The sequence below is a fragment of the Frankia sp. CcCS3 genome (assembly GCF_977927575.1).
Genome location: NZ_CDWRCL010000053.1, coordinates 1 through 13,686, shown reverse-complemented (window position 1 = coordinate 13,686; position 13,686 = coordinate 1). Strand labels below are relative to the sequence as shown.

Here is a 13,686-nt window from a genome sequence, read left to right as displayed (position 1 = left end):
TTTCATTTCGACTCCACAGCGATGCGCCCAGCTCAGCGGGGCGAGATGATCCTATGTCGGACACGCGAGGACTGTCCGGGATCGGACAATGGTTCCGTGACAACAGCCACAGGGTGAGCATCGGGTTTCCGGCTTAGTCTGATCGCTCATGAGCGGCGCGCCAATCGGGGTGTTCGACAGCGGGGTGGGCGGTCTGACTGTGGCACGCGCCATTCTGGACCAGCTCCCGCATGAGCCCCTGGTGTATCTCGGGGACACCGCTCGGGCACCCTACGGCCCGCGGCGGATCGCCGAGGTGCGTCGCTACGCGCTCGATGCCCTCGACCGGCTCGTGGACGAGGGCGTGAAACTGCTGGTCATCGCCTGCAACACGGCAAGTGCCGCCTGCCTGCGCGACGCCCGGGAGCGTTACGACGTACCGGTCATCGAAGTGATCATGCCGGCGACTCGCCGGGCGGTCGCGGCGACCCGCAGCGGGCAGGTAGGCGTCATCGGCACGCTGGCGACGATTGCCAGCCGCGCCTACGACGACGCGTTCACCGCCGCCGCGGGCGTGGAGCTGACCGGTGTGGCCTGCCCGGCGTTCGTGGACTTCGTTGAGCGGGGTATCACCTCTGGGCGGCAGTTGCTCGGCCTGACCGAGGCGTACCTCGCACCATTGCAGGAAGCCGGCGTAGACACGGTGATACTCGGATGTACACATTACCCACTGCTGACAGGGGTAATCGGCCTCGTGATGGGAGAGGGCGTCACTCTGGTGAGCAGTGCCGAGGAGACGGCCAAGGACACCTACCGGGTACTCGTCCGGCATGGGCTCTTCCGCGATCCGGGCCTTCCGCCGCCCACGCACCGGTTCCTCACCACGGGTGATCCAACCTTGTTCAGCCGGGTGGGACGCAGGTTCCTCGGCCCCGAACTCGTCGGCGTCGCGGCGGTGTCCCCGCCTGTTCCCGCCGCGCGGGCCACAGTCACGCCTCCAGCCGCCTGGGCCGCCCGAACCGGGGCGGACCAGGAACCCTCCTCCCAGCAGAGCCCGGTGGTGCCACGGTGAAACTGACGATCCTCGGCTGTTCGGGCACGTATCCCGGCCCGACGTCGGCCTGTTCGTCCTACCTTGTCGAGTCGGACGGGTTCCGGCTCGTCCTCGACGCGGGCAACGGGTCCATGGGTGAGCTACAACGGCACTGCGACCTGCGTGAGATCGACGCGGTGCTGCTCAGCCACCTGCACGGCGACCACTGCCTGGACCTGGTGGCCAACTCCTACGCGCGGCGGTACCACCCGGAGGGCATGCCGCCCAAGCTCCCGGTCTACGGCCCGATCAACACCCAGGAACGGCTGTGCGGAGCGTTCGAGAAATGGCCGGACGACAGCCTGGCCGACATCTACGACTTCCGGACCATCGGCGCCGGCTGCCTGCACATCGGGCCGTTCCGGATCGATCTCACCCGGGTGGCCCATCCAGTGGAGGCCTACGGCGTCCGCCTCACCGCCGACGATCGGGTACTGACCTACTCGGGCGACACCGGGGCGTGTGACCGGCTGGTCCGCCTCGCCACCGACAGCGATCTCTTCCTCTGCGAGGCGTCGTTCCTCGACGAGGAGGACAACCCCCCGGACCTGCATCTGACCGGCCGGGAGGCCGGCGAGCACGCCCGGCGAGCCGGTGTGGGCCAGCTCGTGCTCACGCATCTTGTCCCGTGGGGGAACGCCGCCCGTTCCGAGGAGGAAGCGGCCGGCGTGTATGACGGCCCGCTGACCCTCGCGAGCCCCGGCACCGTCTACGAACTCTGAGAACTCTGACGGACCGCACCTCCGCACCTCGGCGCGACCTCGGCGCGCGGCCGGGTCGCCCTGGGCCGATAGTGTCGCGGCGTGATACGAGCGGATGGCAGGAGACCGGACGAACTCCGGCAGGTGACGATCCTGCGGGGATGGCAGGAGCATGCGGAGGGATCCGCGCTGGTCAGCGCGGGCCGGACCAGGGTGCTGTGCGCGGCCTCGGTAACCACGGGGGTCCCGCGCTGGCGCAAGGGCAGCGGCCTGGGCTGGGTGACCGCCGAGTACTCCATGCTTCCACGGGCCACCGACACCCGTAACGATCGCGAGTCCGTGCGCGGCCGCATCTCCGGGCGGACCCACGAGATCTCCCGGCTGATCGGCCGCAGCCTGCGTGCCTGCATCGACCTGAAGGCCCTCGGCGAGAACACCATCGCGATCGACTGCGACGTGCTGCTCGCCGACGGCGGCACGCGCACCGCCGCGATCACCGGCGCCTACGTCGCGCTGGTCGACGCCGCCCGCTGGCTCGGCCGGCCCGGCGCGATCACCACGAGCGTCAGTGCGGTCAGTGTCGGCGTGGTCAAGGGCGAGGCGATGCTCGACCTGGCCTACAGCGAGGATTCCACCGCGGACACCGACATGAACGTGGTGTGCACTGGGGCGGACGGTTTCGTCGAGGTCCAGGGCACCGCCGAGGGCACCCCGTTCGACCGGACGATGCTCGACAGCCTGCTCGACCTTGCAGTGCGTGGATGCGCCCAGCTCACCGCGATCCAGACCGAGGCGTTGCGCGGCCCGGTTCCGGCGGGGCCTCCTCGCCCGGGAGGTGCTCGATGAGCGCCAAACACCACGGATCGACCCGGACGACGAAGGTGGTCCTCGCCAGTCGCAACGAGGCGAAGCTCGCGGAGCTGCGCCGCCTCCTGGCGGCCAGCGGCCTGGCCGTGGAACTGGTGGGCCTGCCGCCCGGCAAGGAGGTACCCGAGACCGGGACGACCTTCGCTGAGAACGCGCTGATCAAGGCGCGGGCGGCGGTCGCGGAGACCGGGCTGCCGGCGGTCGCCGACGACTCCGGGCTCGCCGTCGACGAGCTGGCCGGGATGCCGGGGGTGCGTTCGGCTCGATGGTCGGGCCGGCGCGACGGCACCCGGGTCGAACGGGACACCGCCAACAACACCCTGCTGCTCGCGCAGCTTGACGACGTCCCAGCCGACCGGCGCCACGCCGCCTTCGTCTGCGCGGCGGCCCTGGTCACCCCGGACGGCGTCGAACGGGTCGCCCACGGCGAGCTACGTGGCACCCTGCTGACCGAACCTCGCGGCGCGGGCGGCTTCGGCTACGACCCACTGTTCCTGGCCGACGGTCAGACCCGGACGAACGCCGAACTGTCCGCGGCGGAGAAGGATGCGATCAGCCACCGCGGCCGAGCCTTCGGTGAACTGGCCCTGATCCTCGGCGAGGTCCTCGCCGCCCCACTCACCCCCGCCACCGACTGAACCCCAACCCCCGTATTGCGGCGAAGCCGCCAACCACCCCCGACGGCTCCCCCAGGAAGTTCGCCGAAGGCGAGCTGACGGAAACCCCGAACGGCGCCCTACGCCAGGGGCCCCCGCATTGCGGCGAAGCCGCAATGCGGGGCTAGGCCCACAGCTGCCCTTCCAGGGCGGCCTCGGCTTCTTCGAGGGTGCCGGCGTAGGCGCCAGTGGACAGATACTTCCAGCCACCGTCACAGACGATCAGGACTATATCGGCCGACTTGCCCTCCTTTACCACCCGCTCGGCCTGCGCGAGCGCCGCGTGCAGGATGGCCCCGGTGGAGATCCCGGCGAAGATGCCCTCCTCTTGCACCAGCTCGCGGGTACGACGCAGCGCCTCCCGCGGACCGACCGAGTATCGCGAGGTGAGCACCGACGGGTCGTACAGTTCGGGAACGAACCCCTCGTCGATGTTGCGCAGCCCGTACACCAGCTCGCCGTAGCGCGGTTCGGCCGCGACGATCGAGATGTCCGGCACCCGTTCCTTGAGGTAACGGCCGGTTCCCATGAGGGTTCCGGTCGTGCCGAGGCCCGCCACGAAGTGCGTGATCTCGGGCAGGTCCTCGAGAATCTCCGGCCCGGTCGTCTCATAGTGCGCCTGGGCGTTCGCCGGATTGCCGTACTGGTAGAGCATCACCCAGTCGGGGTTCTCGGCGGCCAGCCGCTTCGCGACGGCGACCGCCTCGTTCGATCCGCCGGCTGCGGGCGAGAACCTGATCTCGGCGCCCCACATCTGCAGGAGCTGACGGCGCTCGATCGAGGTGTTCTCCGGCATCACGCAGATCAGCCGGTAGCCCCGCTGACGACAGGCCATGGCCAGCGAGATCCCGGTATTACCGGACGTCGGTTCGAGCACGGTCGCGCCCGGAGTGAGCAGACCGCGCTTCTCGCCGTCGGCGATCATCCACAGCGCCGCCCGATCCTTGATCGAACCGGTCGGGTTGTCCTGTTCCAGCTTCGCCCACAGCCGGGCATCCGGCGACGGCGACAGTCGCGGAAGCCCGACCAGCGGGGTCCGGCCGACGGAGTCGGCCAGGGAGGAGAAACGCATGAGTCGGGACCCGTCGCTCGCGTCAGTGCTGCCCGGGCGACATGCCAGGCGACACCACGGCCGGCCCCTCGCTGCCCGGAACTTTGGCACTGCCCGGAACTTCGGCGCTGCCCGGAAACTCCCCGGCGTCGACGGAGCCGCCGGCGACGGCAGGAAGAATGGTGACCTCGTCGCCGTCGCTGAGCTTGGCGTCGAGACCGCCGAGGAAACGAACGTCCTCGTCGTTGACGTAGATGTTGACAAAGCGGTGCAGCTCGGAACCGTTGTCACCGGTCACCAGCCGGCCCCGCAGCCCGGCATACCGGGAATCGAGATCGAGGAAGAGCGCGGCGACCGTGTCGCCCGTGCCCTCGACCAGCTTCGAACCTCCCGTGTAGGTACGCAGGATCGTCGGCACACGGACCTGGACTGCCATGGTGCTCCTTTCGCGGGTGCCACCGGCCGGGTTCGGCGGTGGCGCCGCCCGGATGGGCGGGGGTGTCACGTCAGCGGGTTCTACCTCAGGCGGACAAGCGGACGAGTCGTAGGTGCCAAGGCTCCGCAGTCACCATCTTCCCGGACCGTGTCCCTTCCCGAACCGTGTCCGTCGCCGCGTCATCGTCCGTCGCCGCGTCATCTGCAACGCCAGGCCGTCTCAGACGATTTCCACCGGCTCCTCGGTGACCACGCCGTCGACGATCCGGTAAGATCGGAACTCGGTCACGCCCGGCTCCCGGGTGGAGGCCAGCACGTAGTGCGCGCCCGGCTCGGCCGCGAGGGACACGTCGGTTCTGGACGGGTACGCCTCGGTTGCGGTGTGCGAGTGGTAGATGACGACGGGCTCCTCGTCCCGGTCGTCCATCTCCCGCCACACCTTGAGCTGCTCCATTGGATCGAAGCGGTAGAAGGTCGGCGAGCGCTCCGCGTTCTCCATCGGGATGAACCGCTCCGGCCGGTCCGACCCCAGGGGACCGGCGACGATACCACAGGCCTCGTCGGGATGATCACGGCGGGCATGAGCGACGATCGCCTCATAGCAGGCACGGTCCATTCGCAGCACGAGCCTACCGTACGACGCCGAAGGGGCGGTCCGGGCCGATCTCGCCCGCGACTACCCCAGAGCTCGGGTCAGATCGTCGAGCAGTTCGGTCAGGAACGCGTAGACCGCGACGAGCGGTCGGCGGGAATCGTCCGGGTCGAGGTGTTCAAGTTCCGCGGTGGAGTCGTCGTCGGTGAGGCCGAGCCGGGTTCCCAGCACCAACCGGAGGTCGTTCAGCGTCGTCAGCCAGTCCTGAGCGGCCTCCTCGTCGAGCAGGAGCACCCTCCCGGGCGCTGGCACAGCGGACAGCACCCGCCGAGCGGCGTCGCGCTTGCGGGCGAGCAGATCGTCCGTCCGGCGGCGGCGGAAGTCCCCGGAGGCCATCGGATCGTCCGGGTAGGGGTCGGGAAGCAGACGAGCGATCGCCGGGTCGTCCGGCGGCGGCGGCGCGGTGTCACGCAGCCCCACCAGCGCCTCCAGCGGATCCTCGACCGGCGGCGGTTCGAGCAGGGACTCGATCTGGCCGACAAGCTCGATCAGCAACGCCGCCTCGAGCCGGGGAAGGCGCAGCTCGATCCCGGCACGCGTGCGGCGGAAGCCGTCAGCCACGTCCCTCCGTTCCCCCACTCCCACGCTCCCGGCGACGGTGCGCCCGGGACGACCGCCCCACATGACCGTCTGAACCGTCCGACCACGGACGCGGCCAGCCTACCCAGGGCATGCCGCATGGGCTGCTCCGGGCGGCCGAGGCCGACCGGCCGGGCCGGGACACCCCGCCGGTCGGGTTACTGGTCGGGTCAGTCCTGGGCGATCGTGGCCCACAGGCCGTAGGCGTGCAGGCGCTCGGCGTTGGCCTCCATCTCCTCCCTGGTGCCGACGGCCACCGAAGCCCGCCCCTTGTGATGGACGTCGAGCATCAGTTCGGTGGCCTTCGGCTTGCTGTAGCCGAAGAGCTTCTGGAAGACATACGTCACGTATGACATCAGATTGATCGGGTCGTTCCAGACAATGGTGACCCACGGCCGATCGTCATCGAGGGTCTCGTCGACTTCCTCGACATCGAGAGGCGACACGGCGGCGACAGACACGCTGCCTATTGTTACGCCATTCCCGCGACAGTTCTCCTCGACGGGTCGTGTGCCGTGGCCGGCGATCACCTCTCAGAAGGCGGCCCAACTCCGGGAGACGACCGAGTGCCGCGGGGTGGCATCGTCGGGGCCGCGGCCGCACATCGGGGGGCCGCACATCGGGGAGACGGCCAGGATGAGAACCACTTTGCCGCCGCGAAACGGCTCCGACCCGACCGAGACACCCCCTCGCCGCACGCTCGGTGCGTGACCACGACCATGCCGGTGCCGGCCGCGCCCCTTGCCGAGGTGGCGACACACTGCCCATACTGCGCCCTGCAGTGCGGAATGGTGCTGCGCGCCACCCCGGAGAGCGCCACCCCGGAGAGCGCCGGAAAGGACGACGGCCCGGAACCAGCAGGCGGAAGGTCTCCGGGGCCGGTTACCGTGCTCGCCCGCGAGTTCCCCACCAACCGGGGCCGGATGTGCCAGAAGGGGTGGACCTCCGCCGAACTGCTGACCGCCGCGGACCGGCTCACCACCCCGCTGATGCGGCCACGACGCGACGCCCCCCTCGAGCCGGTGAGCTGGGAGCAGGCGCTCGACCGCATCACTGCGGGGATCATCCGCCTCCAGCGTGAACACGGCCCGGACGCGGTCGGCGTCTTCGGCGGCGGCGGGTTGACCAACGAGAAGGCCTACGCCCTGGGCAAGTTCGCGCGGGTGGCGCTGCGCAGCTCCGCGATCGACTACAACGGCCGGTTCTGCATGTCGTCGGCGGCCGCCGCGGGCATCCGCTCGTTCGGGCTGGACCGGGGCCTGCCCTTCCCATTGGAGGACATCGCGCACGCCGGGGCCGTCCTCATGGTCGGCGGCAACGCGGCCGAGACCATGCCCCCGTTCATGCAGTACCTGACCCGCCAGCGGGAGAACGGCGGGGCGCTCGTGGTCGTCGACCCGCGCCTGACGGCCACCGCCCGCGCCGCGGCCCTGCATCTGCAGATCACCCCGGGAACTGACCTGGCCCTGGCCAACGGGCTGGCCCACATCGCCCTAACGGAGGGGTACGCCAACCACGACTTCCTCGCCGCTCGGACGACGGGCCTCGCCGAGTTGCGAGCAGTACTCGCCTCCTACTGGCCCGAACGGGTGGAGCGTATCACCGGAGTGCCGGTGGCAGACCAGTACGCCGCCGTGGGCCTGCTCACCCAGGCCGAACGGGCGATAGTGCTCAGCGCCCGCGGTGCCGAACAACACAGCAAGGGCACCGACACCGTCACGGCGCTCATCAACCTCGCCCTCCTACTGGGGCTGCCCGGCACCCCCCGGGTCGGGCTACGGCTGTCTCACCGGCCAGGGCAACGGGCAAGGCGGCCGGGAACACGGGCAGAAGGCCGACCAGCTTCCCGGCTACCGCAAGATCACCGATCCGGTGGCCCGGGAGCACATCGGTCGGATCTGGGGCGTCGACCCGACGACCATCCCCGGTCCGGGCCGCAGCGCCTACGAGATGCTGGACGCGCTCGGCACGCCGCAGGGGCCGAGGGCGCTCCTCATCCTCGGCAGCAACATCGCCGTCTCCGCCCCCCGGGCCCGTCGGATCACCTCGCGGCTGGCCGCCCTGGACCTGCTCGTCGTCGCCGACTTCGTGCTCAGCGAGACGGCGGCCATGGCCGACGTCGTCCTGCCGACCGCCCAGTGGGCGGAGGAGGAGGGGACGATGACCAATCTGGAGGGTCGGGTACTGCGGCGGGAACGGCTGCGGCCTCCTCCGGCGGGGGTACGCACCGACCTGGAGATCATCGCGGCGCTCGCCGCCCGACTCGGCCACGCCGAGCGATTCCCCGACGAACCACGGGTGGTCTTCGACGAGCTGCGCCGGGCCAGCGCCGGGGGATCGCCGACTACGCGGGCATCAGCTACGAGCGGATCACCGCATTGGACGGGGTGTTCTGGCCCTGCCCGGACGAGACGCACCCGGGTACCCCCCGGATGTTCCTGGACCGCTTCGCCACCCCGGACGGACGGGCTCGGCTCGTGCCGGTCGAGCACCGTCCGGTGGCGGAGGACATCGACCCCGAGTACCCCTACTACCTGACCACCGGACGCGTGCTGGCCCACTACCAGAGCGGTGCGCAGACCCGCCGGATCGGACCCCTCGTCGACGCCGCGCCGGAACCCTTCGTCGAGATCCATCCCGACCTCGCCGAACGGCTCGGGATCGCTGAGGGGGCGCCGGTGCGGGTCACGAGCCGACGAGGCACCTGCGAGGTGCCGGCGAGGCTGACCGACACCCTCCGGTTCGACACCGTCTTCTTGCCCTTCCATTGGGCCGGGGCCGGACGGGCGAACTCTCTGACCAACGACGCGCTCGACCCGACGTCCCGGATGCCCGAGTTCAAGGTGTGCGCGGTCGCGGTCGAGCCGCTCGAGGACCCGGACGACGACCCGATCGGCCACCCGGGCGACGATCGGCATGCCACCGGGTCCGTCCCCACCGCAACGGTCGGGGCTGCCGAACCCGTCCGAGCCATGTCGACGGGCCGCAGCCGACCGAGCGGAAGGCACCAACGGTGATGACCGCAAGACCCCGGACCATGATGCACGACTCCGCACCCCCGTCGGACTTCACAGGGGCCTCCGGGCCGCGCCGCATAGTCATCGTGGGGCATGGGATGGCGGGCTCCCGGATGATCAGTGAGCCTCGTTCCCGAGACCCCAACCTGATCATCACCGTGTTCGGGGAGGAACCGCATCCCGCCTACAACCGCATCCTGCTGTCGAACGTCCTGTCGGGAAAGGCGGATCTGGCCGACATCACCCTGGTCGACCATGCGACGTCCGGCGACAGCGGTGGCGGCGGCCACAGCGATGGCGGCCACAGCGGCGGCGACACGCCCCCGCGCGCCTTGGTCGACGTCCGGGTCGGCGTGGTGGCACACCACATCGACCGTACGCGTCGCACCGTCACGGCCGGCGACGGCAGCGTCGTCGCCTACGACGTACTCATCCTCGCCACCGGGAGCCGGGCGTGGCTGCCACCGATCGAAGGACTGACCCGACCGGATGGGACGCTGCTACCCGGAGTGGCGGCGTTCCGCACCCTCGACGACTGCCGGCGCATCCTCACCCAGGCCGAACGGGCCACCCGCGCGGTGGTGCTCGGCGGCGGCCTGCTCGGCCTGGAGGCGGCCCGCGGCCTGGTCCGCCGCGGTCTGGACACGACGGTCCTGCACGCCGCGGGTCACCTGATGAACCGCCAGCTCGACCGGCGGGCCGGACAGGTGCTGGCCCGGACGCTGGCCGGACTCGGGGTGCGGTCCCGGCTCGAGGCCAGGGTCGTCCGGATCCATGGCGACGAGCGGCTCACCGGGGTGGAGTTGGCCGGCGACGAGGTGCTCGACGCCGATCTGCTGGTGGTCTCGACCGGCCTCGCCGCGGCGGCCGGCCTGCCGGTCGAAGCCGGGATCGTGGTGGACGATCAGATGCGCTCCCCCGCCGATCCGGCCGTGTTCGCGGTCGGTGACTGTGCGCAGCACGACGGGACGGTGCAGGGACTGGTGGCGCCGGCGTGGGACCAGGTCCGGGTGGTGGCTGACCTTGTCACCGGCGCCGACCCCGCCGCGCGCTACAGTGGCGCCCGGCCCGTGACCAGGCTCAAGGCGCCGGGAGTGGATCTCGCCACCATGGGCGAGGTCGACGTGGACGAGTTCGACGAGGACGCCGAGGTGCTGCAGTTCGTCGATGTCACCCGGGGCACCTTCAAGAAGCTGGTGATCCGCGGGGACCGACTGGTGGGCGCGATCATGCTCGGTGACAACCCGACGGTGGGGACCGTGGCGCAGTTGTTCGACCGGCAGGCTCCGGTGCCGGCCGACCGGCGTAGCCTGCTGTTCCCGGCCCGGACCGAGGTCACCGTCACCGACAGTCCGGCGACCCTGCCCGACCGGGTCACCATCTGCCGGTGCAACAACGTGACCAAGGGCGGGATCACCCGCTGCTGGTTGGACGGGGCACGTGACCTGCCGGCGATCGTCACCGGTACCCGGGCGACCACTGGATACGGCACCTGCCGGGACGCCGTCGCGGGCATCGTCGAGTGGCTGGCCGCGGCCGACCCGGACCCCCCGGCCGCGGCGGGCGACAACTGCGCGACCGGCCTGGAGGAATGTCCTCAGACGGACCGGCGCAGCAGCGGCGGGTGCAGCGCGGTCGCCGAGCCACGCCGATACAGTTCGGCGGGCCGACCGCCACCGCGCGGGGAGGTGCGCTGGCCCAGCGGCACGACGAATCCCGGCGTGGACAGCACCTTGCGGCGGAAGTTCGGCGGGTCCAACGCGACGCCCCACGCGGCCTCGTAGACGCGGCGCAGGTCGGCCAAGGTGAACTGGTCCTCGCAGAAAGCGGCGGCAAGCGAAGTGTACTCCAGCTTGGCCCGGGCCCGCTCCACGCCGTCCACCACTATCCGCGGATGGTCGAAGGCCAGCGTCGGGCCGTCGGTCGAGTCCAGGTCCTCCACCGGCCACCAGCGGGCCCGCGGTCCGTCCCGGCCGGGCGGCGGCTGCGGGAGGTTCGGCAGCAGGGCCAGGTAGGCCACGCTGACCACCCGAACACGCGGGTCGCGGTGCGCGCCGCCGTAGGTCCGCAGCTGCTCGAGGTGACCGGTCGTCGTGACGCCCGTCTCGGCCGCGAGCTGCCGCAGGGCCGAGGCGTCGAGATCCTCGTCGCGGTCGACGAAACCACCGGGCAGCGCCCAGCATCCGCCGAACGAGGGATCGTCCCGGCGGATGACCAGGACGCAGAGCCGACCGGCGCGCAGGGTCAGCAGAACCACGTCCACGCTGACGGCGAGGGCGGGCGGCATGACGGCGTCATGCCGCCCGCCCTCGCCGTCCAACGGACCGCGGATCCGGTTCGGTGGAGAGGCGGGCGCCACCCCTCCAGTCTGGCCATCCCCGCGCCGATGCACACGGGTCCCTCCTCGACCTCCCGCCGAAAGCGGCACCTCAGCGGGCGACGCCGCCCGACGGCCCGGGACGGCTCAGGGACGGCCCTCCGCGTGGACGACGGGCAGGCACGGCGGGCCGTAGCCCACCTCCCGGGCGATGGGGGGAAGGGCCGCGAGGGCCAGACGATGGTGCTCGCGAGCGCGCCGGGTGCCGGCCGGCCCGGTCAGGCCACCAACCGGCTCACCGGCCTTCACCAGCGGACGCAACAGGTCCCGGTCCCGGGCCGGGTCGGGCGGTCGCAGCGACGCGGGGAGCGCGTCCCCGGAGCCAGAGGGACCCACCCCCGGACCGGACGGACCGGACGGACCGGACGGCGCGGACAAGCAGTCCGGGGCCGGCGGCGAGCCCGGCGGGCTCGGAAAGATGACATCAGCGACGGCACGGCCGTTGAGGTCATGGCGGCGGATGACCCGCTTGCGCCCCCCACGGGTGCTCTTGCCGACCGACCTCTTCGCCACGGGTTCGCCGTCGACCTCGACCAGCTTGTAGACGAACCCCGCGGTGGGCGCACCCGCACCGGTGACCAGGCTGGTACCGACACCGTAGCCGTCCACCGGGGCATCGCCCAACCGGGCTATGGCGTGCTCGTCCAGATCCCCGGTCGCGATGATCCGTGTTCTGGTCGCACCGAGGCTGTCGAGCTGCGCGCGGACGGCGCCGGCGACCCGACCCAGGTCCCCGCTGTCGATCCGGACAGCCCCGAGCTCGGCGCCCGCCGTCGCGACGGCAGCGGCGACCCCCGCGGGGACGTCGTACGTGTCGACGAGCAGCGTCGTGCCGACACCGAGGGTGGCGACCTGCGCGGCGAACGCCTCAGCCTCACTCGGATGGACGAGTGTGAAGGCGTGCGCACTGGTACCGACGCTGGGGACCTTGTACGCTCGGGCGGCCTCCAGGTTCGACGTGGCTGCGAAACCCACGAGGTAGGCCGCGCGGGCGGCGGCCACGGCGGCGGCCTCATGGGTGCGCCGGGATCCCATCTCGAGACAGGGCCGGTCCCCGGCCGCCCCGACCATCCGGGCCCCCGCGGCCGCGATCGCGCTGTCGTGGTTGAGGATGGCGAGCACGAGTGTCTCGAGCAGCACGGTCTCAGCGAAGGTGCCCTCGACGGCGAGCACTGGCGTCTCGGCGAAAAACGGTTCGCCCTCGGCGAAGCCATGGATGTCGCCGCCGAAGCGGTAGTCCGCCAGCCACTGTGCCGTGACCTCGTCGATGACATCGGCGGCCCACAGAGCGGCTAGCTCGGGCGGCCCGAACCGGAAGTCCGCCAGCGCATCGAGCAGCCGGCCGGTGCCAGCGAACACACCAAAACGGCGACCCGGCGGCAATGATCGGGTGAAGACTTCGAAGACCACACGACGATCCGCCGCGCCGGACCGGAGCGCCGCGCGCAACATGGTCAACTCATAGTGATCGGTCAGGAGTGCCGTCGACATCCGGAACACGGTAGGGACGAGCACGCTCCGATGCGCGCCGACCGGCGATTTGGCGGGCAGGGAAAGGGAGTGCCTTCATCCCGCCTGGGCACGCTGACCTGACAGTGCATGTTGGTCTGGCGGTGGGTAAGCGTCGATTCCCACACGGCCTACACTACACGTTCCATCGACCTTCAGTAGCACACGGGAGAGCCTCGACGTGACCACGCTGATCAGCACTAGGCCGATCAGTACCAGGCCGATCAGCGCAACCCCGACCGGCCCGACGGCGAGCACGGGGAGGATGACTGCGAGAACGGTCAGTCACCTTCGGTCGCAACCCGAACAGAAACGCTCTCCGGGGACCCCCGGGGATCCCCGGGGTCGGCGTGCGATCGTCTTGACCGTGGACCACAGCAATGCCGGGATCTTCCTCGTCACTGTCGGCGGGGCGCTGTTCGCACTGCTGGTGCTCGGCGGCCGGGCGGGCCGGAGCATCGCGCGCGAGGTCTGGAGTCGTATCGGCTTCTTCCGCTGGATACTCCTCCTGATCATCATTGTGATCGTTCTCGACCTCGCGGACGGACTTCCCAACCAATGAACATACATTCGACGGGAACGCCCTCGCATAACACATGGCACCGGGGATGTTGCTGGAAGCCGCAAAATTACACCCACACGAGATGTTCGAATTATGTCACTGCACCCCTAGGGAGTCGAAATGAAATAACTTGCGCGTTTCGAACCCTCCACAGGCCTGTGACCTGCGATGATGCTCTCGATCACGTATTTGTTACTTCATTACGTCC

Annotated in this window: 14 protein-coding genes and 2 pseudogenes; 9 read left to right on the top strand and 7 right to left on the bottom strand. The window is 70.5% G+C overall.

Translation table 11 applies throughout. From position 1 onward, the window contains the following. Positions 1-148 precede the first annotated feature (148 nt). From murI to rdgB, 4 genes are all read left to right on the top strand, one after another. Positions 149-1,051, top strand: coding sequence for a glutamate racemase (gene murI / locus AC08OQ_RS07410; RefSeq protein WP_462203591.1), 903 nt, complete (start codon positions 149-151; stop codon positions 1,049-1,051). Continuing rightward, positions 1,048-1,794, top strand: coding sequence for an MBL fold metallo-hydrolase (locus tag AC08OQ_RS07405; protein WP_476594308.1), 747 nt, complete (start codon positions 1,048-1,050; stop codon positions 1,792-1,794). The genes murI and AC08OQ_RS07405 overlap by 4 nt, the downstream gene beginning before the upstream one ends. Before the next feature lie 81 nt (positions 1,795-1,875). Next, positions 1,876-2,619, top strand: coding sequence for a ribonuclease PH (gene rph / locus AC08OQ_RS07400; RefSeq protein WP_462187860.1), 744 nt, complete (start codon positions 1,876-1,878; stop codon positions 2,617-2,619). After that, positions 2,616-3,278 (top strand): RdgB/HAM1 family non-canonical purine NTP pyrophosphatase, encoded by a 663-nt coding sequence (gene rdgB / locus AC08OQ_RS07395; RefSeq protein WP_462187859.1) that lies wholly within the window; start codon positions 2,616-2,618, stop codon positions 3,276-3,278. Before rph ends, rdgB begins: the two co-directional genes overlap by 4 nt. A 142-nt stretch (positions 3,279-3,420) precedes the next feature. Here rdgB and AC08OQ_RS07390 read toward each other — a convergent pair whose 3' ends face one another. The 5 genes from AC08OQ_RS07390 to clpS form a co-directional block, all read right to left on the bottom strand. Then, the gene (locus AC08OQ_RS07390) at positions 3,421-4,368 is read right to left on the bottom strand and encodes a PLP-dependent cysteine synthase family protein (protein ID WP_462187858.1); all 948 of its coding nucleotides are present in this window, start codon (positions 4,366-4,368) and stop codon (positions 3,421-3,423) included. A 22-nt stretch (positions 4,369-4,390) separates the two neighbouring features. Continuing rightward, entirely contained in the window at positions 4,391-4,783 is a 393-nt protein-coding gene (locus AC08OQ_RS07385) for a MoaD/ThiS family protein (RefSeq protein ID WP_462187857.1), read from the bottom strand. Between the two features lie 219 nt (positions 4,784-5,002). Next, positions 5,003-5,398, bottom strand: coding sequence for a M67 family metallopeptidase (locus tag AC08OQ_RS07380; protein ID WP_476601054.1), 396 nt, complete (start codon positions 5,396-5,398; stop codon positions 5,003-5,005). Positions 5,399-5,458: 60 nt separating this feature from the next. Further along, positions 5,459-5,995, bottom strand: a complete 537-nt coding sequence (locus AC08OQ_RS07375) for a DUF2017 domain-containing protein (RefSeq protein ID WP_476594420.1) — start codon at positions 5,993-5,995, stop codon at positions 5,459-5,461. 188 nt (positions 5,996-6,183) lie between these two features. Further along, positions 6,184-6,474, bottom strand: coding sequence for an ATP-dependent Clp protease adapter ClpS (clpS, locus tag AC08OQ_RS07370; RefSeq protein ID WP_462187854.1), 291 nt, complete (start codon positions 6,472-6,474; stop codon positions 6,184-6,186). A gap of 258 nt (positions 6,475-6,732) precedes the next feature. Here clpS and AC08OQ_RS07365 point away from each other — a divergent pair. The 4 genes and pseudogenes from AC08OQ_RS07365 to AC08OQ_RS07350 all read left to right on the top strand — a co-directional run. Further along, a pseudogene (locus tag AC08OQ_RS07365) lies at positions 6,733-7,776 on the top strand (molybdopterin oxidoreductase family protein); the annotation flags it as partial. A 187-nt stretch (positions 7,777-7,963) separates the two neighbouring features. Then, the gene (locus AC08OQ_RS07360) at positions 7,964-8,551 is read left to right on the top strand and encodes a molybdopterin oxidoreductase family protein (protein WP_476601053.1); all 588 of its coding nucleotides are present in this window, start codon (positions 7,964-7,966) and stop codon (positions 8,549-8,551) included. Then, complete coding sequence (locus tag AC08OQ_RS07355; RefSeq protein WP_476601051.1) at positions 8,446-9,030, top strand: molybdopterin oxidoreductase family protein; 585 nt, start codon at positions 8,446-8,448, stop codon at positions 9,028-9,030. The genes AC08OQ_RS07360 and AC08OQ_RS07355 overlap by 106 nt, the downstream gene beginning before the upstream one ends. Then, positions 9,030-10,541, top strand: a pseudogene (locus AC08OQ_RS07350) (FAD-dependent oxidoreductase); the annotation flags it as partial. The gene AC08OQ_RS07355 and the pseudogene AC08OQ_RS07350, both read left to right, overlap by 1 nt. An 86-nt stretch (positions 10,542-10,627) precedes the next feature. On the opposite strand, the gene AC08OQ_RS07345 reads toward AC08OQ_RS07350, so the two are convergent. Continuing rightward, entirely contained in the window at positions 10,628-11,389 is a 762-nt protein-coding gene (locus AC08OQ_RS07345) for an NUDIX hydrolase (RefSeq protein ID WP_476601049.1), read from the bottom strand. Between the two features lie 105 nt (positions 11,390-11,494). Then, entirely contained in the window at positions 11,495-12,898 is a 1,404-nt protein-coding gene (locus tag AC08OQ_RS07340; RefSeq protein ID WP_476601047.1) for a nicotinate phosphoribosyltransferase, read from the bottom strand. A 385-nt stretch (positions 12,899-13,283) separates the two neighbouring features. Between AC08OQ_RS07340 and AC08OQ_RS07335 the strand changes: the two genes are divergently transcribed. After that, the gene (locus AC08OQ_RS07335; RefSeq protein WP_462187781.1) at positions 13,284-13,478 is read left to right on the top strand and encodes a hypothetical protein; all 195 of its coding nucleotides are present in this window, start codon (positions 13,284-13,286) and stop codon (positions 13,476-13,478) included. The last annotated feature ends 208 nt before the right edge of the window (positions 13,479-13,686 follow it).

Bases quoted from the DNA above. Each gene is read 5' to 3' on its own strand.
- AC08OQ_RS07340 (WP_476601047.1), bottom strand. From the start codon at position 12,898: ATGTCGACGGCACTCCTGACCGATCACTATGAGTTGACCATGTTGCGC.
- AC08OQ_RS07355 (WP_476601051.1), top strand. From the start codon at position 8,446: ATGTTCCTGGACCGCTTCGCCACCCCGGACGGACGGGCTCGGCTCGTG.
- AC08OQ_RS07380 (WP_476601054.1), bottom strand. From the start codon at position 5,398: ATGGACCGTGCCTGCTATGAGGCGATCGTCGCTCATGCCCGCCGTGAT.
- rdgB (WP_462187859.1), top strand. From the start codon at position 2,616: ATGAGCGCCAAACACCACGGATCGACCCGGACGACGAAGGTGGTCCTC.
- AC08OQ_RS07385 (WP_462187857.1), bottom strand. From the start codon at position 4,783: ATGGCAGTCCAGGTCCGTGTGCCGACGATCCTGCGTACCTACACGGGA.
- murI (WP_462203591.1), top strand. From the start codon at position 149: ATGAGCGGCGCGCCAATCGGGGTGTTCGACAGCGGGGTGGGCGGTCTG.
- AC08OQ_RS07360 (WP_476601053.1), top strand. From the start codon at position 7,964: ATGCTGGACGCGCTCGGCACGCCGCAGGGGCCGAGGGCGCTCCTCATC.
- AC08OQ_RS07390 (WP_462187858.1), bottom strand. From the start codon at position 4,368: ATGCGTTTCTCCTCCCTGGCCGACTCCGTCGGCCGGACCCCGCTGGTC.